At 67.1% G+C, this 20,030-nt stretch carries 16 protein-coding genes; 12 read left to right on the plus strand and 4 right to left on the minus strand.

What is annotated here, in order from left to right; translation table 11 throughout:
* The first annotated feature begins 13 nt into the window (after positions 1-13).
* Positions 14-1,621 carry a bifunctional phosphoribosylaminoimidazolecarboxamide formyltransferase/IMP cyclohydrolase gene (gene purH, locus BLW48_RS21615; RefSeq protein WP_093177407.1) on the plus strand — a complete coding sequence of 536 codons (1,608 nt, stop codon included), beginning with the start codon at positions 14-16 and terminating at the stop codon, positions 1,619-1,621.
* Positions 1,622-1,728: 107 nt separating this feature from the next.
* Here the strand turns inward: purH and BLW48_RS21620 are convergent, their stop codons facing one another.
* From BLW48_RS21620 to BLW48_RS21630, 3 genes are read right to left on the minus strand one after another with little or no spacing between them, the layout of a single operon-like run.
* Positions 1,729-2,205, minus strand: a complete 477-nt coding sequence (locus BLW48_RS21620) for a hypothetical protein (protein WP_093177408.1) — start codon at positions 2,203-2,205, stop codon at positions 1,729-1,731.
* 3 nt (positions 2,206-2,208) lie between these two features.
* Entirely contained in the window at positions 2,209-3,489 is a 1,281-nt protein-coding gene (gene hemL, locus BLW48_RS21625) for a glutamate-1-semialdehyde 2,1-aminomutase (RefSeq protein ID WP_093177410.1), read from the minus strand.
* Entirely contained in the window at positions 3,489-4,451 is a 963-nt protein-coding gene (locus BLW48_RS21630; RefSeq protein WP_093056633.1) for a bifunctional hydroxymethylpyrimidine kinase/phosphomethylpyrimidine kinase, read from the minus strand. Before BLW48_RS21630 ends, hemL begins: the two co-directional genes overlap by 1 nt.
* A 111-nt stretch (positions 4,452-4,562) precedes the next feature.
* On the opposite strand from BLW48_RS21630, the gene BLW48_RS21635 reads away from it, so the two are divergent.
* The 6 genes from BLW48_RS21635 to BLW48_RS21660 all read left to right on the plus strand — a co-directional run bounded on the left by BLW48_RS21635 (position 4,563) and on the right by BLW48_RS21660 (position 14,658).
* Entirely contained in the window at positions 4,563-4,733 is a 171-nt protein-coding gene (locus tag BLW48_RS21635; protein ID WP_007838397.1) for a rubredoxin, read from the plus strand.
* A gap of 84 nt (positions 4,734-4,817) precedes the next feature.
* Positions 4,818-5,216 (plus strand): response regulator, encoded by a 399-nt coding sequence (locus tag BLW48_RS21640; RefSeq protein WP_021012487.1) that lies wholly within the window; start codon positions 4,818-4,820, stop codon positions 5,214-5,216.
* Entirely contained in the window at positions 5,216-5,581 is a 366-nt protein-coding gene (locus BLW48_RS21645; RefSeq protein WP_093056632.1) for a response regulator, read from the plus strand. The genes BLW48_RS21640 and BLW48_RS21645 overlap by 1 nt, the downstream gene beginning before the upstream one ends.
* A 19-nt stretch (positions 5,582-5,600) precedes the next feature.
* Entirely contained in the window at positions 5,601-6,134 is a 534-nt protein-coding gene (locus tag BLW48_RS21650) for a chemotaxis protein CheW (RefSeq protein ID WP_093056631.1), read from the plus strand.
* A gap of 42 nt (positions 6,135-6,176) precedes the next feature.
* Positions 6,177-8,492 (plus strand): methyl-accepting chemotaxis protein, encoded by a 2,316-nt coding sequence (locus tag BLW48_RS21655; protein ID WP_093056630.1) that lies wholly within the window; start codon positions 6,177-6,179, stop codon positions 8,490-8,492.
* A 34-nt stretch (positions 8,493-8,526) separates the two neighbouring features.
* Positions 8,527-14,658: a hybrid sensor histidine kinase/response regulator gene (locus BLW48_RS21660; RefSeq protein WP_093177412.1), complete on the plus strand. Its 6,132-nt coding sequence runs from the start codon at positions 8,527-8,529 to the stop codon at positions 14,656-14,658.
* A gap of 54 nt (positions 14,659-14,712) precedes the next feature.
* Here BLW48_RS21660 and BLW48_RS21665 read toward each other — a convergent pair whose 3' ends face one another.
* Entirely contained in the window at positions 14,713-16,212 is a 1,500-nt protein-coding gene (locus tag BLW48_RS21665) for a cryptochrome/photolyase family protein (protein ID WP_093177413.1), read from the minus strand.
* Between BLW48_RS21665 and BLW48_RS21670 the strand changes: the two genes are divergently transcribed.
* From BLW48_RS21670 to BLW48_RS21690, 5 genes are read left to right on the plus strand one after another with little or no spacing between them, the layout of a single operon-like run.
* On the plus strand, positions 16,213-16,812 hold the full coding sequence (locus BLW48_RS21670) for a YqgE/AlgH family protein (RefSeq protein ID WP_093056627.1): 600 nt from the start codon (positions 16,213-16,215) through the stop codon (positions 16,810-16,812).
* 11 nt (positions 16,813-16,823) lie between these two features.
* On the plus strand, positions 16,824-17,273 hold the full coding sequence (gene ruvX / locus BLW48_RS21675; RefSeq protein ID WP_093177589.1) for a Holliday junction resolvase RuvX: 450 nt from the start codon (positions 16,824-16,826) through the stop codon (positions 17,271-17,273).
* Positions 17,270-17,767 (plus strand): bifunctional pyr operon transcriptional regulator/uracil phosphoribosyltransferase PyrR, encoded by a 498-nt coding sequence (pyrR, locus tag BLW48_RS21680; protein WP_093056626.1) that lies wholly within the window; start codon positions 17,270-17,272, stop codon positions 17,765-17,767. The genes ruvX and pyrR overlap by 4 nt, the downstream gene beginning before the upstream one ends.
* Positions 17,767-18,729 carry an aspartate carbamoyltransferase catalytic subunit gene (locus BLW48_RS21685; RefSeq protein ID WP_093056625.1) on the plus strand — a complete coding sequence of 321 codons (963 nt, stop codon included), beginning with the start codon at positions 17,767-17,769 and terminating at the stop codon, positions 18,727-18,729. Before pyrR ends, BLW48_RS21685 begins: the two co-directional genes overlap by 1 nt.
* A complete protein-coding gene (locus BLW48_RS21690) occupies positions 18,726-20,009 on the plus strand; it encodes a dihydroorotase (RefSeq protein WP_093177415.1) in 1,284 nt (427 codons plus the stop codon). The genes BLW48_RS21685 and BLW48_RS21690 overlap by 4 nt, the downstream gene beginning before the upstream one ends.
* Positions 20,010-20,030: the final 21 nt, after the last annotated feature.

Here is a 20,030-nt window from a genome sequence, read left to right on the forward strand (position 1 = left end):
CACGGCATATCCAATGGCCCAGACCGCACTCATCTCCGTTTCCGACAAGACCGGCATTCTCGAATTCGCCCAGGCGCTGCATGCGCTGGGCATCAAGCTGCTGTCCACCGGCGGCACCGCCAAGCTGCTGGCCGACGCCGGCCTGCCCGTCACCGAAGTTGCCGACCACACCGGTTTTCCGGAGATGCTCGATGGCCGCGTGAAGACGCTGCACCCGAAGATCCACGGCGGCCTGCTCGCGCGCCGCGACCTGCCCGCGCACGTGGCGGCCATCAAGGAACACGGCATCGACACCATCGACCTGCTGGTGGTCAACCTGTACCCGTTCGAAGCCACCGTGGCCAAGCCCGGCTGCACGCTCGAAGACGCGATCGAGAACATCGACATCGGCGGCCCGGCCATGGTGCGCAGCGCGGCCAAGAACTGGAAGGACGTGGGCGTGCTCACCGACGCATCGCAGTACGCGTTGGCGCTCGCCGAGCTGAAGGCCGACGGCAAGCTCAGCGACAAGACCAAGTTCGCGTTCTCGGTGGCCGCGTTCAACCGCATCGCCGACTACGACGGTGCCATCAGCGACTACCTCTCGGCCATCGACTTCGACGCCAGCATCGGCCAGCCCGCGCCCAAGCGCTCGCTGTTCCCCGCGCAAAGCAACGGCCGCTTCGTGAAGGTGCAAGACCTGCGCTACGGCGAGAACCCGCACCAGCAGGCCGCGTTCTACCGCGACCTGTATCCGGCGCCCGGTTCGCTCGTGTCGGCGAAGCAGCTGCAGGGCAAGGAGCTGAGCTACAACAACATCGCCGACGCTGATGCTGCGTGGGAATGCGTGAAGAGCTTCGACGTGCCGGCCTGCGTGATCGTGAAGCATGCCAACCCCTGCGGCGTTGCCATCGGCAAGGATGCTGCCGAGGCTTACGGAAAGGCCTTCAAGACCGATCCGACCTCGGCCTTCGGCGGCATCATCGCCTTCAATCGACCGGTCGACGGCGCGACGGCCCAGGAGATCTCCAAGCAGTTCGTCGAAGTGCTGATGGCGCCCGATTACACGCCCGAGGCACTGGAGCTGTTCCAGGCGACCAAGAACCGGCAGAACGTGCGCATTCTCAAGATATCGCTGCCGCCGGGCGGCGCGAGCGACTGGGACAACGGCCGCAATGCGATGGACGTGAAGCGCATCGGCTCAGGCTTGTTGATGCAGACCGCCGACAACCACGAGCTCGCGGCCAGCGACCTCAAGGTGGTCAGCAAGAAGCAGCCCACGCCGCAGCAACTGCAAGACCTGCTCTTCGCATGGAAGGTCGCGAAGTACGTGAAGAGCAACGCGATCGTGTTCTGCGCCAACGGCATGACCATGGGCGTGGGCGCGGGCCAGATGAGCCGCCTCGACTCGGCGCGCATCGCCAGCATCAAGGCCGAGCACGCAGGCCTGTCGCTGAAGGACACCGCCGTGGCCAGCGACGCCTTCTTCCCGTTCCGCGACGGCCTCGACGTGGTGGTCGATGCGGGCGCGAGCTGCGTCATCCAGCCGGGCGGCTCGATGCGCGACCAGGAAGTGATCGATGCCGCCGACGAGCGCGGCGTGGTGATGGTGCTGTCGGGCGTGCGCCACTTCAGGCACTGACGACGCTCCTTCAAGAACACCGCGGAACCGGCTTTGCCGGGCCGCAGGTGTTGCCCCCGGTGGGGGTTGGCGAAGCGACACGAAGTGCGCGAAGCCTGGGGGCGAGCCTATTCTCCGAACCGGTATTTCAGCTGGAAGGTGATGGCGCCATACAGCCGGTTCTTGATCGTCGGCACGTAGGCGATGTTGAGGCCCCAGTTCTTGCCTTCGATGGCAGCCACCGGAAGGATGGCCGGGAACCAGTTGCCGTTGCGGTAATTGGGGTAGCCGTCGAAGCCGCCCACCACGGCGCCGAACTTCACGCCGTAGAACTCGACTGGCAGCACATACAGACCCACGTAGTTCGACTGCCGGCGATCGCTGTTGCGGAAGGTGCCCGCGGTGACCCGGAATGTGTCGTTCAGCGGGTACTCGAAGCCCAGCCCCTGGTTGACGTTCTCCAGGCCCTTGCCGCCGTCGAAGTGCGCCGAATAGAAGCCCGGGTTGATCCAGATGTTCTTCGGGTCGAAGGACTCCTGCGCTGATGCGAAGCCGGGAATGAGAAGAGCGATGCTCAGGACCGGCAACGTGCGCAGGGAGTTCATGGGCTAGGGCGTCCTGAAGATTTGTCTTGCGGCTTCGATGGTGGCGGCGATGTCGTCGTCGCTGTGGGCTGCGCTCACGAAGCCTGCCTCGTAAAGCGCGGGGGCAATATACACGCCGCGATCGAGCAAACCGTGAAACAGCGCATTGAATTTCGCGTTGTCGGTTGTCATCACGGTGGCATAGTTTTGCGGCAGGTCCTTCATCAGGAAGAAGCCGAACATGCCGCCTTCGCTGTCGGCATTGAAGGGCTGGCCTTCGGCTGCTGCGGCGGCCTTCAGGCCATCGACCAGCGTGCGCGTTTTCTTGCCGAGCGCTTCGTAGAAGCCGGGCTTTGCAATTTCCTTCAGCGTGGCAAGACCACATGCCGTGGCCACCGGATTGCCCGACAGCGTGCCGGCCTGATAGACCGGGCCCAGCGGCGCAAGCTGTTCCATGATCGCGCGCGGCCCGCCGAAGGCCGCGAGTGGCATGCCGCCGCCGATGACCTTGCCGAGCACCGTGAGGTCGGGCTTGATGCCAAGCACGCCCTGTGCGCCGTGCAGGCCCACGCGAAAGCCGGTCATCACTTCATCGAAGATCAGCAGGGCGCCGTGCTGCGTGCAAAGCTCGCGACAGCGCTTGGCGAACTCGGGCGTGGCGCGCACGAAGTTCATGTTGCCGGCAATGGCTTCGATCATCAGGCAGGCGATGTCGCTGCCGTGCAGGGCGAAGGCTTCTTCGAGCTGCTGCAGGTTGTTGTACTCGAGCACGATGGTGTGCTGCACTACCTCGGGCGGCACGCCGGCCGAGGTCGGGTTGCCGAAGGTGGCGAGGCCGGAGCCGGCCTTCACCAGCAATGCGTCGGCGTGGCCGTGGTAGCAGCCCTCGAACTTGACGATGCTCTTGCGGCCGGTGGCGCCGCGCGCCAGGCGCAGCGCGCTCATCGCGGCTTCGGTGCCGGAGCTCACGAGCCGCACCATCTCCATCGACGGCACCAGCTCGAGGATGGCCTCGGCCAGTTCGATCTCGCGCTCGGTCGGCGCGCCGTACGAGAAGCCTTCGAGCACGGCCTTCTGCACCGCCTCGACCACGGCAGGGTGGCCATGGCCCAGGATCATCGGACCCCAGGAGCCGATGTAGTCGATGTAGCGCTTGTCGTTGGCGTCCCAGAAGTAGGCGCCCTGTGCGCGCTGGATGAAGCGGGGCGTGCCGCCCACGGCCTTGAAGGCGCGTACGGGCGAGTTGACGCCCCCGGGGATCACGGCGCGGGCGCGCTCGAAAAGAATGTCGTTGCGGTCGGTCATCAGTGTCGGGTGTCGTGTGGGGGGAGGGCGAAGTCCGGCGCGGCGTCCGGGTCTTCATCGTCTTCGTCGTCCTCGGGCTCGGCCCAGAACAGGCGGTCGGGCAGCACGTGGCCCATGCCGGGGCGGAAGCCCGCGTCGAGGCAGCGGTCCATGTAGGCCAGCGCCTCGGTGGTCGCGGCCACGAGGTCGGTGCCGCTTGCGAGCAGGGCGGCCAGGGCGGCCGACAGGGTGTCGCCGGCGCCGGCGAAGACGGCTTCGAGCCGTTCGTACTTCTCGTTGGCGAGCACCGACTGCGGCGAGGCCAGCACGTTGTCGATGAACTGCTCGGGCAGCACCATCCCGGTTACCAGCGTGTAGGGCACGCCGAACTCGCCAGCGGCCTTGGCAATGTCGCGCGCACCGGGCGGACGCTCGCCGTTCCAGTCCGGAAGCAGCCAGCGCCACAGAGTACTGTGGTTTCCAACCAACACCGTCGTTTGAGGCAAAACCAGCTCCCGAAAAGCGTCCAGATAGGGCTCGATCAGGTTCTCGTCCCACCACGAAAGGTTGGGCATGTAGGCCACCACGGGCACCTCGGGATAGTCGGCGGCGGTCTCGGCGATGGTGCTCAGGGCCTCGGGGGTGCCGGCAAAGCCCACCTTGATCAACTGGACTTCCACGTCCTCCAGGATGGCGCGCGCCTGCTCGGCGATGGCCTCCTCGTCGAAGGGAAAGTGGTCGAAAATCTCGGCCGTGTCCCTGGCGTAGGCGCCTGTGACGACGGGCAGGACGTGTGCGCCCACCGACGCCATGGCGAGGGCATCGGCGCCCAGCCCGCCCGCACCACTGGGGTCGCTGGCGTTGAACACCAGCACGCAGGGAGGATTCAGGTCGCGCTCGGCCAGCTCGCCTTCATCCTGCGAGGGGTCGTTAAGATCGCCCGGTTTGCGGGTTTTGTCTGCTGGAAGTAAGTAGATGGTCATACGCCGGGCGGAATCCCCTGGATGGTGGCATAGGCGCGACGTTTACCGTCTGCCAGTGAGATACGCATAGATACACTCGTTGCATTTAATGAACAAGGACTTTAAGCTCCGATGAATACGAAAACTTGGATGTGCCTGATTTGTGGGTGGATCTATGACGAAGCGGTTGGTGTACCGGAAGACGGCATCGCGGCAGGCACGGCCTGGGCCGATGTGCCGATGAACTGGACCTGTCCTGAGTGCGGTGCGCGCAAGGAAGACTTCGAAATGGTTGAAATCTGAAAGCATGGCATAGATAGAGCTACGCGGTCTGCGTCGATGTTCGGCGCGGCGGGCTTCCAAGTCTCATGAGCAGGAGCGTTTGCAATGGGCCCGAATGGATCAGGTTACAAGGTGCTTGTCATCGACGACAGCAATACCATCCGGCGCAGTGCCGAGATTTTTCTGAAGCAGGGTGGGCACGAGGTTCTTCTTGCGGAGGACGGCTTCGACGCGCTCTCCAAGGTTAACGACCACAAGCCGCATCTGATTTTCTGCGACATCCTGATGCCGCGGCTCGACGGCTACCAGACCTGCGCCATCATCAAGCGCAACGCCCATTTTTCCAACGTTCCGGTCGTCATGCTGTCTTCGAAAGACGGTGTATTCGACAAGGCCCGCGGCCGTATGGTCGGATCGCAAGACTACCTGACCAAGCCTTTCACCAAAGACCAGCTGCTGCAGGCCGTGCAGCAGTTTGGCATCGTTCAACAGGAAGTGCAGTAATGCCTATTCGCAAAATCCTCGTCGTCGACGACTCCAAGACGGAACTGGTGTTCCTGACCGACCTCCTCCAGAAGAACGGCTTTGCCGTCAAGACGGCTGAAAACGCCGACGACGCCATGCGCCGCCTGGAAGAAGACCACCCCGACCTGATCCTCATGGACGTCGTGATGCCCGGCCAGAACGGCTTCCAGCTCACGCGCGCCATTGCCCGCGACCCGAAGTACGCGGCGATCCCGATCATCCTGTGCACCAGCAAGAACCAGGAAACCGACCGCGTCTGGGGCATGCGCCAGGGCGCACGCGACTACATCGTGAAGCCGGTCAACGCAGCCGACCTGATGTCCAAGATCAGCGCGCTGAACTGAGCGAAAGCCTGCCGAGTCCATGGCGAATCGCGATGCTCTGAGAGCCTTCCAGTCCCGGCTGGCGAGCCGCCTGCAGGCCGCTCGCACGACGGGCGTGGCTGCCACGTGGCTGGCGGTCGAGGCGGGCGAGGGCAAATACCTCTTTCCGCTGGGACACGCCGGCGAAATCTTTCCCTGGACGCCGCCACAGCCCGTGCCCTACACGGAGCCGTGGTTCCTCGGCGTTGCCAACCTGCGCGGTGGTCTCTATGGCGTCGTGCAGTTGTCGGCATTCGCTTCTGGCGTTCCAGTCGCGCTGGCCGCCACCGAGGCGGCGCGCATCCAGTCGCGGCTCGTTGCTTTCAACGAGCTGCTCGAAGTCAACTGCGCATTGCTGGTCGATCGACTGGCGGGGTTGCGGGGGGCGGAGGCCTTCACGGCGTCCGAGCCTCCTGGCGCAGAAGCACCTGCCTGGCATGGGCATCTGTTTACCGATGCAGCGGGGGAGCGCTGGCAGGAAGTCAACCTGCAAGCGCTTTCGCAGCAACCCCAGTTTTTGAGTATTGGTGCGTAGTGCTTCCGCACGCCGTACCGGAAACCACCTGAAGGACCGACCGTGAGCTCGATCGCCGACAAGTTCAAGAAATTACTGCCCGTGAACAACGGGAACGACAAGGCCCGCGTCGATGGCTCCGGTTCCACGATATCGCTTGACGATGTCGATACCGTCCAGGTTCCGGACGAGAAAACCGTGCGCCTCGCCAGGAAAGGTGCCGTGACCACGGACACCAGCTTCGGCGAGCTCGACCTGCCGGGCGGCGGCGGCGACGCCGCCAACGAGCCGGGCGCCACGGTTGCCGAAGCGGCGCCCGACACCACCGGCGGCCGCGCGGGCTCCAACCCGGCGAGGCAGCAGCGGATCCTGGCCATCCTGCTGGCCGTCGTGGTGCTGTTGCTGCTGCTGGTTGCCGGCTCCGCCATTCTTCGCGCGGAACGCCTGGCGCAGCAGGTGGCGGCCACCGGCCAGTCGCTGATGCAGTCGCAGCGTCTTGCCAAGTCGATCTCGCAGGCCCTCGTCGGCAGCGCCTCGGCGTTCGTCGAAGTGAAGGACAGCGCCGACGACCTCTCGCGCCGCGTGCAGGGCCTGACCAACGGCGACGACTCGTTGCGCCTGGAACGCGTGGGCAACCAGTACGACGAGGAGATGAACAAGATCAATCCTCTCGTCACCCGCGCCGACGCCAGCGCCAAGGCCGTGCTGGCCCAGCGCCAGATCCTGACGCAGGTGGGTGCCGCTCTGCGCGACATCAACCAGCAGTCGTCCACGCTGCTCGAAATGACGGAAACCGTCGCGTCGCTGAAGATGCAGCAGAACGCCACGCTGCCTGAAATCTCGGCCGCCGGCCAGCTCGTGATGCTGACGCAGCGCATCGGCAAGTCGACCAACGAGTTCTTCACGGTCGAGGGCGTGAACCCCGACGCCGTGTTCCTGCTGGGCAAGGACCTGAACACCTTCCAGGAAACCACCCGCGGCCTGCTCGACGGCAACGCGCAGCAGCGCTTCCCCGGCTCGAAAGACCCGCAGACCCGCCAGCAGCTCGAAGCCATCCTGAAGACCTACGAGCAGATGCGCACGCAGGCTTCGGCCATTCTGGGCAACCTGCAGGGCTTGGTGGCGGCGCGCGAAGCGCAGGCTTCCATCCTGACCGACAGCGAGCCGCTGCGTAAGTCGCTCGGCGACCTGCAGGAAAAGCTCTCCGCACGCACCGGCCTGGGCGCCGGCACCATCGTGCTGCTGTTCGTGCTGTCGCTGGCCGCCCTGGCACTCGCTGGCGCCATCGGTTTCGTGCAGGTGCGCGAAGGCCGCGAACGTGCCGCCGTCGCCGAACGCGAACGTCTGGCTGCCGAACAGGCTTCCGACGAAGCCGGCCGCGTGAACAACGCCAACCAGGCCGCCATTCTTCGGCTGATGAACGAACTGCAGACAGTGGCCGAAGGCGACCTGACCCAGGAAGCAACCGTGACCGAGGACATCACCGGCGCCATCGCCGACTCGGTGAACTACACGGTGGAAGAACTGCGACTGCTGGTGGGCAACGTGCAGAACACGGCTACCCGCGTGGCGCAGACGACGTCGCAGGTGGAAAGCACCTCGACCGAGCTGCTGGCCGCCTCGACCGAACAGCTGCGCGAAATTCGCGAAACCGGCCAGTCGGTGCTGACCATGGCCGAGCGAATCAACGGCGTGTCTACCCAGGCGCAAGAGTCCGCCACGGTGGCGCGCCAGTCGCTGCAGGCTGCATCCTCGGGTCTGCAGGCCGTGCAGAACGCCATCGGCGGTATGAACTCCATCCGCGACCAGATCCAGGAAACCTCCAAGCGGATCAAGCGCCTGGGCGAATCCTCGCAGGAGATTGGCGAAATCACCGAGCTGATCTCGGACATTACCGAACAGACGAACGTGCTGGCCCTGAACGCCGCCATCCAGGCCGCATCGGCCGGTGAAGCCGGACGAGGCTTCTCGGTGGTGGCGGAAGAAGTTCAGCGACTGGCCGAACGCTCCGCAGACGCCACGCGCCAGATCTCGGCGCTGGTGAAGGCGATTCAGACCGACACGCAGGATGCCGTGGGCGCCATGGAGCGCTCCACGCAGGGCGTGGTCGAAGGGGCCAAGCTGTCCGACAACGCGGGTACCGCGCTGTCCGAGATCGACCGCGTGTCGCGCCGACTCGCTGACCTGATTGAGCAGATTTCGCAATCCGCCTCCCGCGAAGCCGATTCGGCCAACGTGGTGGCCGCGAACATCCAGCACATTTTTGCCGTGACGGAACAGACCGGAGAAGGTACGCGCACCACCGCCCAGCAGGTGCGCGAACTGTCGCAGATGGCCGAAGAACTGCGTCGTTCGGTGGCTCGTTTCAAGATTGCCTGACCCACAAGATAGATAAGAACGGCGAGCACCCAACGTGTCGATTCAAACCCCTGCCACGGCCCCCCTCGCCGGCAATGTGCCGGCCACCGAAGACCTCGGGCCGCTGGCCTGGGTGCTGGGAGAAATCCAGAAATCCCTCGACGGTGTAGGCAAGTCGCTGCGGCGCTTCGTGCGCGACGTGGACGCTGGAGCCGAGCCCGAGGCCGGCCCGCTGCAGATGGCCCGCCAGCAACTGCACCAGGCCGTTGGCGCGCTCCAGATGGTGGGGCATTCCTCGCCCGCGCTGGTGCTCGGCGCCATCGAGTTCGCGGTGCAGGGCTTTATCGCCGAACCGCAGCGCTGCACCGACGCCGCGGTGGTCAAGATCGAGCGTGCCGGCTTCGCCGTCACCGATTTCCTCAACGCCCTGCTGGCCGGCAAGCCCGTGTCGTCGGTGGCGCTGTTTCCCCAGTACCGCGACGTGCTGGAGCTCGTCGGCAACGAGCGCGTTCACCCGGCCGACCTGTGGAGCACCGCCTGGCGCTGGGTCGAGGTCAAGCCCGCGCTGACGCAGGCCGCCATCGCCTATGACCCGGCCGTGCGCTCGAAGCTCGACCGCGAAGTGCTGCAACTGGTCAAGACCGGCGACGTGCAGGCCGCCCGGCGGCTGCATGCGCTGTGCCTGGGGCTCGGCCGCGGTGCACTGCTACCCCGCGTCGCCAGCTTCTGGACCCTGGCCGCCGGCTTCTTCGAAGCCCTGGCCACCGGGCTGATCACGCCCGATTCCTACGTCAAGCGCGCCGCCTCGCGCGTGCTGCTGCAGTACGCCACGCTCGCGCGCGGCGACAGCCTCGTGTCCGACCGTCTCGGGCAAGACCTGCTGTTCTTCTGCGCGCAGGCCGTGCCCACCGCCGGCGACGACGCCGCCACGCTGCGCACCGTGCGCAGCGCCTGGGGCATCGCCGGCGAACAGCGCATCGACTACACCGTCGAGCAGTTCGGCCGCTTCGATCCGCTGGTGCTGCAACAAGCGCGCAAGCGTATCGAGACCGCCAAGGAAATGTGGTCGGGCCTCTCGGGCGGCGACATCACCCGCACGCGCCAGGTGGCCGACACCTTCGCGCAGCTCGGCGAATCGCTGCAGAAGCTGCACCCGCCGAGCCTGCCGATGGTGCAGGCGCTGACCCATTCGGTCGAAGCCTCCGTGCGCTCCGGCCAGGCCCCGGGCACCGAACTCGCGATGGAAGTCGCCACCTCGGTGCTCTACCTGGAAGCCGCGCTCGAAGACCTCGACCCGAGCGATCCGCAGCTCACCTCGCGCACCCTGCAGCTGGCGGGTCGCATCGAACGCGTGCGCGCGGGCGGCCATTCCGAGCCGCTCGAGCCGTGGATGGAAGACCTCTACCGCCGCGTGAGCGACCGCCAGACCATGGGCACCGTGGTCGACGAGCTGCGCAGCCACCTGAGCGAACTCGAAAAATCGCTCGACCAGTATTTCCGCCGCCCGGCCGAAAAGGGCCTGCTGCGCACCGTGCCGACGCAGCTCCTGCAGATGCGCGGCGTGTTCTCCGTGCTCGGCCTCGACCAGGCCGCGCTCACCGTTCAGCGCATGCGCGATGACGTCGAGGCGATGCTCGTCAGCACCTCGCCGGCCGAAGAAATGGCCGGCTTCGACGCGCTGGGCAACAACCTCGGCGCGCTCGGTTTCCTGATCGACATGCTGGGCTACCAGCCCGCGCTGGCCAAGCGCCTGTTCGTGTTCGACGCCGAAGCCGGCGAACTCAAGCCGCTGATGGGCCGCCAGGCCACCGACAGCACTGCTGCCGACGGCGCCGCCCCGAGCCCGGCTCCGGTCGCCCAGGCCGTGCTCAGCATCGAGGAAGTCGACGCACAGATCGCCTCGAAGCTCGCCGCGCTCGCTACGCCCAACCGCAAGGCCAAGGTTTCGCCGATCGAGGAATTCAGCAGCAAGGCCGACAGCTGGACGAACAAGATCTCCGGTCCGTCCGCACTGCCCGACACCGAAGTCACCGAGCTCGAAGAAGACGACCTGCAGAACATCTTCCTCGACGAAGCCCGCGAGGTGGTGCAGAACGGCCTGGCCGCCATCGCCGAACTCGCCAGCTACCCGGACGACACCGAAGAACTCACGATCCTGCGTCGTGCCTTCCACACGCTCAAGGGCAGCTCGCGCATGGTCGGCCTCACCGACTTCGGCGACGCCGCCTGGTCGCTCGAACAGGTACTCAACACCTGGCTGGCCGACCAGCGCGCCGCCACGCCGGAACTGCTGTCGGCCACCGAACGCACGATGAAGGACTTCAGCCAGTGGGTCGAGGCCATTGCCTCGGGCTCCGCACACGGCTGGCAGTCGGCACCGTTCAGCCGCGTGGCCAACGCGCTGCTGGCCGGCGAGCCCGTGCCCCCGCCGGTGCGCGTGGCCGATGCGGAGGCCCTGGCGGTCGCCGCGCGCCACATCGCGGCCGAAGCGCCTCATTCCGCGCCAGCGCCGCTCGAGGTTGCGGCGCCGGTGGCGGCCCAGCTGCCGCCCCTGCAACTGCCCGATCTGCCGGACCTGTCGCTTACCTCGGAAACTCCCGCACCAACACCGGCTGCGGCGCCCGAGGTGCCATTCGAAACCGTGGCCTGGCAGGAACCCGGGAAGGCTGCCACGCCCGAGCCCGACGACGATTTCGCATCGACCGACTTCATCGATTTCGAAGCGAAGCAGACCACCGAGCCTGCAGCGCTGGAAGCCTTGCCGAGCGGCGAGGAGTTCGATTTCCTGGCGCCCCCTGCGAAGACACCAGCGGCCGCCGAACCGGAGCCGGCAGAGCCCGCTCCAGTCATCGAATCGATCGAGGCCACCGTGCCGACCACGGCCGGCCTGCCCGACCTGGACTGGGAGCCCGAGCCGCTGCCCGTGCAGGCTGCTGCCGTTGTTGCAGCCGAGCCCGAAGTCATCGAAGCCGCGGCACTGCCGCTGCACGAAGAAGAGCCGGAAGAGCCCGTCGCCGCACCCGAGCCGCAACCGGTGGCTGAAGCAGAGCCGGAGCCCGAGCCCGAACTGCCCGCCCCGGCGGTTGCCGAAGAAGTGCTCGTGCCCATCTTCGAAGCACCCCCCGTGCCCGAAGAGCCGCAGATCCTCGTTGCCGACAAAGCAACAGAAGCAGAAGCGCCCGAACCCGTCGTGGCCGCTGCGCCCGTCGCGCAGCAGGAAAGCGCCGAAGACCAGGTCAAGGTCATCGGCCCGCTGCGCATCGGCATCCAGCTCTACAACGTCTACCTCAACGAGGCCGACGAATGGTCGCGCCAGCTCGCCACCGACGTCGGCGAATGGGCGCTCGAATCGCACGAACGCCTGCCCGACTCGACCGTTGCGCTGGCCCACTCGCTGGCCGGCAGCTCGGCCACGGTCGGCTTCCACAGCCTGTCGGGCATGGCCCGCCTGTTCGAAGCCGCACTGCAGCATCTGCAGATGCAGGGCAGCGGCACGCGTGAGCAGGGCATGGTGCTGGTGGCCGCGGCCGACGAGCTGCGTCGCCTGCTGCACCAGTTCGCCGTCGGCTTCCTGCGTGATCCGGCCGAAGGCACGCTGCAGGCGCTGCGCGACATCGCCAATTCGCCGATGCCGACCGAAGTTGCCATGCGCGCCGAAGTCCGGCCGCAGCAGCAGGTGGTGGTCAGCGATTCCGTCGCCGACGTGGCGCTGGACGATTCCGAAGACGCCATCGACCTGGCCGACGCGGTCGACGTCGACCTGTTCCCGATCTTCGAGGAAGAGGCGGCCGAACTGCTGCCCCAGCTCGGCGAGGCGCTGCGCCAGTGGGCGCATCACCCCGACGACAGCGCGCCGCGCGCCTCGGTGCTGCGCACGCTGCACACGCTCAAGGGCAGCGCACGACTGGCCGGCGCCATGCGCCTTGGCGAGCGCGCGCACCGCATGGAGTCCGAGATCGAAGTCCTGGGCTCCCAGGGCGCGGAACGGGCCGACATCGAAAAGCTGCTGACGCGCCTCGACGCCCTGCAGGCCACCTTCGACGCGCTGCGCGCGGCCGACGATGCCACGCAGGTCGAGCTGGCCCAGATCGTGGCCGCGGCCACCGCGACCGCATCCGCCGCCCAGCTGCTGCAGGTGGCGCCCGAAGCCGGCGTGCCGGCGAACGACGAAACCGCCGCCCCCGTGGCGAGCCTGGAAGACGCAGAATCCGTCGCTGCCGCACCGGCCGCACCCACGACGCTGCAACCGCGCCCTGCGCCCGCACTGCTCACGCCCCTGCGTGCCGCAACGGGCCAGGCCGTACGCATCCGCACCCAGCTGCTCGACCGCCTGGTCGCGCAGACCGGCGAGGTCATCATCACGCGTTCGCGCCTGGAGGCCGAGCTGGGCCAGCTGCGCGGCTCGCTGTCCGACCTCACGGGCAACCTGGACCGCCTGCGCCAGCAGCTGCGCGACATCGAAGTGCAGGCCGAAAGCCAGATGCAGTCCCGCCTGGCGCAAGCCAAGGACTCGCAGCAGGGCTTCGACCCGCTGGAGTTCGACCGCTTCACCCGCGTGCAGGAACTCACGCGCATGATGGCCGAGTCGGTGAACGACGTGGCCACCGTGCAGCGCACGCTGCAAAAGACGGTGCAGGCGACGGAAGACGACCTCAGCGTGCAGGCACGCCAGACGCGCGAACTGCAGCGCGGCCTGCTGCGCACGCGCATGGTGGAGTTCGAAGGCATCTCCGACCGCCTCTACCGCGTGGTGCGCCAGGCCTCGAAGGACACCGGCAAGCAGGTGCGCCTGGATATCGTCGGCGGCTCCATCGAAATGGACCGCGGCGTACTGGACCGCATGACGCCCGCCTTCGAGCACTTGCTGCGCAACTGCGTGGCCCACGGCATCGAGGATTCGGCCGTGCGCGAAAAGGCCGGCAAGGACGCCAGCGGCCTGATCGTCATCGACCTGCACCATGAAGGCAACGACGTCTCGGTGAGCTTCCGCGACGACGGCGCCGGCCTCGACAACAAGCGCATCGCCGAGCGCGCCCGCGCCCTCGGCCTGCTCGGCCACGACCAGGAACTGTCGGCCGAAGAAGCCACCGAGCTGATCTTCAAGCCCGGCTTCTCGACGGCGGGCCAGGTCTCCGAACTGGCCGGCCGCGGCATCGGCATGGACGTGGTGCGCGCGCAGATCGCGGCGCTCGGCGGCCGCATCGAAACGCACAGCAACCCGGGCCAGGGCACCACCTTCAAGCTGGTGCTGCCGCTGACCACCGCTGTGACGCACGTGGTGATGCTGCGCGCGGGCGAGGTGTCGATCGGCGTGCCGTCGAACCTGGTGGAGCTGGTGCAGCGCGTGGGCGGAACCGACCTCGAGGCCGCCTACCTGCACAACAGCCATCCCTTCGGTCACGAACAGGTGCCGTTCTACTGGGCCGGCGCGCTGCTGCAGGCCTCGACCCGCAGCGAGCATGCGGGCGCCAAGAACAACACGATCGTGGTCGTGCGAAGCGCCGCGCAGCGCGTGGCCCTGCACGTGGACGAAGTGCTGGGCAACCAGGAAGTCGTGGTCAAGAACCTCGGCCCGCAGCTCGCGCGGCTGCCCGGCTTGGCCGGCATCTCGGTGCTGGCTTCGGGCGCGGTGGCGCTGATCTACAACCCGGTGGCGCTGGCCGCAGTGCACGGCGAACAGGCGCGCGAGCGCCAGGCCGCTGCGCTGGTGGCGCCGGCGCATGCCGCATCGGCCACGGCCGAGCAGGGTGGCGCACCGCAGGAGCCGTTGCCGGTGCTGGCCCCGGTGGCACCGCAGATTCCGCTGGTGCTGGTGGTGGACGACTCCATCACCGTGCGCCGCGTCACGCAGCGTCTGCTGCAGCGCGAAGGCTATCGCGTGTCGCTCGCGGCCGACGGCCTGCAGGCGCTCGAACGGCTGCAGCAGGAACGCCCGGCGGTGGTGCTGTCGGACATCGAGATGCCGCGCATGGACGGCTTCGACCTGGCCCGCAACATCCGCGCCGACGCCGCATTGGCCGAGCTGCCGATCATCATGATCACCTCGCGCATCGCTGAGAAGCACCGCGACTACGCGCGCACGCTGGGCGTGAACCACTACCTCGGCAAGCCGTACTCGGAAGAGGAACTGCTGCGCCTGGTGCGTGCGTACACGAGCGAGTCGACGACGCTGGCTGCCGCCGCCTGACGCGCGGTTTTCAGGCAGCGATAAAGAAAAGGGCCTTCGGGCCCTTTTCTTTTTCTATTTCTGCAGCGCCTTCGCCCGCGCCACTCCGTAGCGCTGCAGCGTCTTCTCGCGCGCTTCGGCGTGGTCCACCACCGGCTTCGGGTACGTCTCGCCGAGCTTGATGCCCGCCGCCTCCAGCTCCACCGGCGACGCCGTCCACGGCGCATGGATCGCCGCATTCGACAGCCCCGCCAGCTGTGGCAGGTAGCGGCGGATGAATTTGCCCTCGGGGTCGAAGCGCTCGCTCTGCGTCACTGGATTGAAGATGCGGAAGTAGGGCTGCGCGTCGCAGCCGCTCGAACTGGCCCACTGCCAGCCGCCGTTGTTCGACGCCAGCTCGAAGTCGTTCAGATGCAGCGCGAAGTAGGCCTCGCCGCGCCGCCAGTCCAGCCCCAGGTCTTTGCACAGGAAGCTCGCCACCACCATGCGCAGGCGGTTGTGCATGTAGCCGCTCTGGTTGATCTGCAGCATGGCTGCGTCCACCAGCGGGTAGCCGGTGCGGCCCTGGCACCAGGCGTCGAACAGCTGGTCGGCGTGCTTGCCATGGTGCCAGGCGATCTTGTCGTACTCGGGCCGGAAGCTCTTCGACTCGCCGCCCCTGTGCACGTGCGGAAAGTGAACCAGGATCTGGAAGTAGAACTCGCGCCAGATCAGCTCGCTCAGCCAGGTCGCCGCCCCGGCGTTGCCCTGCAGCGAGAGCTGGTGCGCCAGGCTGGCCATCTGACGGATCGACACCGTGCCGAAACGCAGGTGCACACCCATGTAACTGGGCCCGCGCACCGCAGGGAAGTCGCGCGCCTCGTGGTAGCGGTCGATGCGCTCGAAGAAATCCTCGAACAGCAGGCCCGCGCCGCGCGTGCCCGTGGGAATTTCCAGCGCCGAGAGGTTGCTCTTCTCGAAGCCGATCTCCCGCAGCGTCGGCACCGGCTCGCCATAGGCCTGCGGCGAGGGCGCCAGCGCGTCGGCGTGGCTGCGCACCGGGTACGACTTGAGGAAGAACGCATCGACCTTCGCCAGCCAGGCCCGCTTGTAGGGCGTGAACACCGTGTAAGGCTGGTCGGTCTTGGTCATGACCTCGTCGCGGTCGAAGACGGTGGAGTCTTTGTAGGTGTGGAAGGCCACGCCGGCATTGGCCAGCGCGCCGAACACCTTGGCGTCGCGCTCCAGCGCGTCGGGCTCGTCGTCGCGGTTGGCAAATACCGCCTGCACGCCGAGCTCGCGCGCCAGCGCCGGAATTTCCTGCACCGCCGCGGCGTGCCGCACGATCAGCCCGCCGCCCAGCGCGCGCAGCTCGGTCTCGAGCTCCACCAGCGATTCGCGGATGAATTCGACCCGGCGGTCGACCGTGGGCAGGGCGTCGAGGATGGCCTTGTCGAAGACGAAAACGCAGACCACCTGGCGGCAGGCCCGCAGCGCGCGATACAGGGCCGCGTTGTCGTCCACCCGGAGGTCCCGGCGGAACCACATGAGCCCTTTGGGATAGGTCTTGTCAACGGCCAGTAAAATCGGAGGCATATGGCCGCCGATTCTGCCCCGATGAACCTTACGCATCACTTTTTGATAGCGATGCCCGGGATGGAAGACAAAACTTTCAACCGCAGCGTCGTGTACCTCTGCGAACACAGCGAGCGCGGTGCGCTCGGCCTGGTAATCAACAAACCCAGCGACATCAACCTGAGGGTGCTGTTCGAGAAGATCGAGCTCCACCTGGCCCGCCCCGAGCTGGGCGAAGCTCCCGTCTTCCAGGGCGGCCCGGTGCAGACCGAACGCGGCTTCGTGCTGCACGAGCCGGTCTTCACCCAGGCCGAGAAGCCCGAGGAATCGGTCTACGCCTCGACCATGACCATCCCCGGCGGGCTCGAAATGACCACCTCCAAGGACGTGCTGGAGGCCCTGGCCACCGGCGCGGGCCCGCGCAAGGTGCTGGTTTCGCTGGGCTATGCGGCCTGGGGCGAAGGCCAGCTCGAATCGGAACTGGCCGAGAACAGCTGGCTCACCGTGGGCGCCGACCCGGCCGTGATCTTCGACACCCCCATCGAGCAGCGCTACGACAGGGCGCTGCTGCTGCTGGGCCTCGAAGCGTGGAAATTGTCGCCAGACGCCGGACACGCATGAGCGCAGCCGCCATGCCAGACGCTCCCGCTCCTACTGCTTCTTCTTCCGTTCCCGCTGCTGCCGTTCCCGTCCCAGCCCATTTCCAGACCTTCCTGGCCTTCGACTTCGGCCTGAAGCGCACGGGCGTGGCCAGCGGCAACCGGCTGCTGCAGACGGCCACCCCCCAGCCCACCATCAAGGCCGAGGGCGACGCCCGCTTCGCGCAGGTCGAGGCGCGTATCAAGGAATGGCAGCCCGACGCGCTGGTGATCGGCGTGCCCTACCACCCCGACGGCACCCCGCACGAGAACACCCGCCGCGCGCAGAAGTTCGCGCGCCAGCTGCGCGGCCGTTTCAACCTCCAGGTGTTCGAGGTCGACGAGCGCTACAGCACCACCGAGGCCCTGGCTTCGGGCGCGCGCGATGCCGATGCCGCCTCGGCCTGCATCATCCTGGAGCAATTCTTGAGGAGTCTCACGTGAGTTCAATTCCCGATGCCGAAGCGCTCTACACCAAGCTGCTTGCCGGCGTTAAGACGCTGATGCGCCCTGAAACCAGGCTGGTCGGCATCACCTCCGGCGGCGCCTGGCTGGTCGAGCGCCTGCAGAAAGACCTGGGCCTGAGCGGCGCCCCCGGCGTCATCTCGTCGGCCATGCACCGTGACGACTTCGCGCGCCGCGGCCTCTCGGCCAGCGCGCAGACCGTGCTGCCCTTCGACGTGAACGGCACCGACGTGCTGCTGCTCGACGACGTGCTCTACACCGGCCGCACCATCCGAGCGGTGCTCAACGAGCTGTTCGACTTCGGTCGCCCCGCCAGCGTGCGCCTCGCGGTGCTGGTGGACCGGGGCGGACGCGAACTGCCCGTGGCCGCCGACTTCGCCGCCACCACGCTCACGCTGCCGAACACCCAACTGCTTGCCCTGGCCCGCGCCGCAGACGGCGCCTTCAGCCTCAAGGTGGAGGAAAGCAAGTAATGCTCTACAAGCGAAATCCGCAGCTCAACAAGAACGGCGAGCTGATCCACCTGCTGTCGATCGAAGGCCTGCCCAAGGACATCGTCACGCACATCCTCGACACCGCCGCCAACTTCACGAGCGTGAGCGACCGCGAGGTGAAGAAGGTGCCTCTGCTGCGCGGCAAGAGCGTGTTCAACCTGTTCTTCGAGAACAGCACCCGCACCCGCACCACCTTCGAGATCGCGGCCAAGCGCCTCTCGGCCGATGTCATCAACCTCGACATCGCGCGCTCCTCGGCCACCAAGGGCGAATCGCTGCTCGACACCATCGCCAACCTGAGCGCGATGGCCGCCGACCTGTTCGTGGTGCGCCACAGCGAGTCGGGCGCGCCGTACCTGATCGCGCAGCACGTGGCGCCGCACGTGCACGTGGTGAACGCCGGCGACGGCCGCCACGCGCACCCGACGCAGGGGCTGCTCGACATGTACACGATCCGCCACTACAAGAAAGACTTCTCGAACCTCACGGTCGCCATCGTCGGCGACGTGCTGCATTCGCGTGTGGCGCGCTCCGACATCCATGCGCTCACCACGCTCGGCTGCGCAGAAGTGCGCGTGGTGGGCCCCAAGACGCTGGTGCCGAGCGACATGGCCGGCATGGGCGTGCGCGTGTGCCACACGCTCGAAGAGGGCATCAAGGACTGCGACGTCGTCATCATGCTGCGCCTGCAGAACGAGCGCATGAGCGGCGCGCTGCTGCCATCGTCGCAAGAGTTCTTCAAGACCTTCGGCCTTACGCCCGAGAAGCTGCAGCTGGCCAAGCCGGACGCCATCGTGATGCACCCGGGCCCGATCAACCGCGGCGTGGAGATCGACTCCGCCGTGGTCGACGGCAAGCAGAGCGTGATCCTCCCGCAGGTCACTTTCGGCATCGCCGTGCGCATGGCGGTGATGAGCATCGTGGCAGGTAACGAAGCATGAACACACTGATCACCAACGGCCGCGTCGTCGACCCCGCTTCGGGCACAGACAAGAAGGCCGACATCGCCATCGCCGACGGCAAGATCGCCGGCATCGGCAGCATCCCTGCCGGTTTCAAGGCCGAGCGCACCATCGATGCCGCGGGCTGCATCGTCACCCCCGGCCTCGTCGACCTTGCCGCGCGCCTGCGCGAGCCCGGCTACGAACACGAAGGCATGCTCGAAAGCGAAATGGCCGCGGCCATTGCCGGCGGCGTCACCAGTCTCGTGTGCCCGCCCGACACCGACCCCGTGCTCGACGAACCTGGCCTGGTCGAGATGCTCAAGTTCCGCGCCGAGAAGCTGCAGTGCGCGCGCCTGTTTCCGCTCGGCGCGCTCACGCGCAACCTCGCCGGCGGCGTGCTGACCGAGATGGCCGAACTCACCGAGGCCGGCTGCATCGGCTTCAGCCAGGCCGACGTGCCGCTGGCCGACACGCAGGTGCTGCAGCGCGCGCTGTCGTACGCCAGCACCTTCGGCTACACCGTGTGGCTGCGTCCGCAAGATCGCGACCTCGGCAAGGGCGTTGCGGCCAGCGGCCCGCTCGCCACGCGGCTCGGCCTCGCGGGCGTGCCCGTGTCGGCCGAGACGATCGCCATCTTCACCATCGTCGAGCTGATGAAGGCCACCGGCGCACGCGTGCACCTGTGCCGCATCTCCAGCGCCCGCGGCGTGGCGCTGGTGCGCGAAGCCAAGGCGCAGGGCCTGCCGCTCACCTGCGACGTCAGCATCAACTCGCTGCACCTGGTCGACACCGACATCGGCTACTTCGACAGCCGTGCACGCCTGAACCCGCCGCTGCGCCAGCAAGGCGACCGCGAGGCGCTTTCTGCCGCGCTGGCCGACGGCACCATCGACGCGCTGGTGTCCGACCACACGCCGGTCGAGGCCGACGCCAAGACGCTGCCCTTCGCCGAAAGCGAAGCTGGCGCGACCGGGCTCGAGCTGCTGCTGCCGCTCGCGCTGCAATGGGGCGAGCGCAGTGGCGCGGGTATGGCACGCGCCGTCGAGGTCATCACCTCTGCACCAGCGCGCCTGCTGGCCGCCGAAGACGCGGGCACCGGCATCGGTCGCCTGGTGGAAGGCGGCGTGGCCGACCTGTGCATTGCCGACCCCGGGCTCGAATGGCAGGTGCTGCCCGATGCGCTCAAGAGCCAGGGCAAGCACACGCCGTTCGCCGGCTATCCGATGCAGGGCCGCGCACGGCACACGCTTGTGGCGGGCCGGATCGTGCACGGCTGACAGACAGAAAGAAAGAACGAC

The organism is Variovorax sp. YR266 (assembly GCF_900107295.1).
Taxonomy (GTDB): Bacteria; Pseudomonadota; Gammaproteobacteria; order Burkholderiales; family Burkholderiaceae_C; genus Variovorax.

Excerpts from the sequence above, each read along its gene's own strand:
- purH (WP_093177407.1), top strand. The coding sequence starts at position 14 with ATGGCCCAGACCGCACTCATCTCCGTTTCCGACAAGACCGGCATTCTC.
- BLW48_RS21620 (WP_093177408.1), bottom strand. The coding sequence starts at position 2,205 with ATGAACTCCCTGCGCACGTTGCCGGTCCTGAGCATCGCTCTTCTCATT.
- hemL (WP_093177410.1), bottom strand. The coding sequence starts at position 3,489 with ATGACCGACCGCAACGACATTCTTTTCGAGCGCGCCCGCGCCGTGATC.
- BLW48_RS21630 (WP_093056633.1), bottom strand. The coding sequence starts at position 4,451 with ATGACCATCTACTTACTTCCAGCAGACAAAACCCGCAAACCGGGCGAT.
- BLW48_RS21635 (WP_007838397.1), top strand. The coding sequence starts at position 4,563 with ATGAATACGAAAACTTGGATGTGCCTGATTTGTGGGTGGATCTATGAC.
- BLW48_RS21640 (WP_021012487.1), top strand. The coding sequence starts at position 4,818 with ATGGGCCCGAATGGATCAGGTTACAAGGTGCTTGTCATCGACGACAGC.
- BLW48_RS21645 (WP_093056632.1), top strand. The coding sequence starts at position 5,216 with ATGCCTATTCGCAAAATCCTCGTCGTCGACGACTCCAAGACGGAACTG.
- BLW48_RS21650 (WP_093056631.1), top strand. The coding sequence starts at position 5,601 with ATGGCGAATCGCGATGCTCTGAGAGCCTTCCAGTCCCGGCTGGCGAGC.
- BLW48_RS21665 (WP_093177413.1), bottom strand. The coding sequence starts at position 16,212 with ATGCCTCCGATTTTACTGGCCGTTGACAAGACCTATCCCAAAGGGCTC.
- BLW48_RS21670 (WP_093056627.1), top strand. The coding sequence starts at position 16,213 with ATGGCCGCCGATTCTGCCCCGATGAACCTTACGCATCACTTTTTGATA.
- ruvX (WP_093177589.1), top strand. The coding sequence starts at position 16,824 with ATGCCAGACGCTCCCGCTCCTACTGCTTCTTCTTCCGTTCCCGCTGCT.
- BLW48_RS21685 (WP_093056625.1), top strand. The coding sequence starts at position 17,767 with ATGCTCTACAAGCGAAATCCGCAGCTCAACAAGAACGGCGAGCTGATC.
- BLW48_RS21690 (WP_093177415.1), top strand. The coding sequence starts at position 18,726 with ATGAACACACTGATCACCAACGGCCGCGTCGTCGACCCCGCTTCGGGC.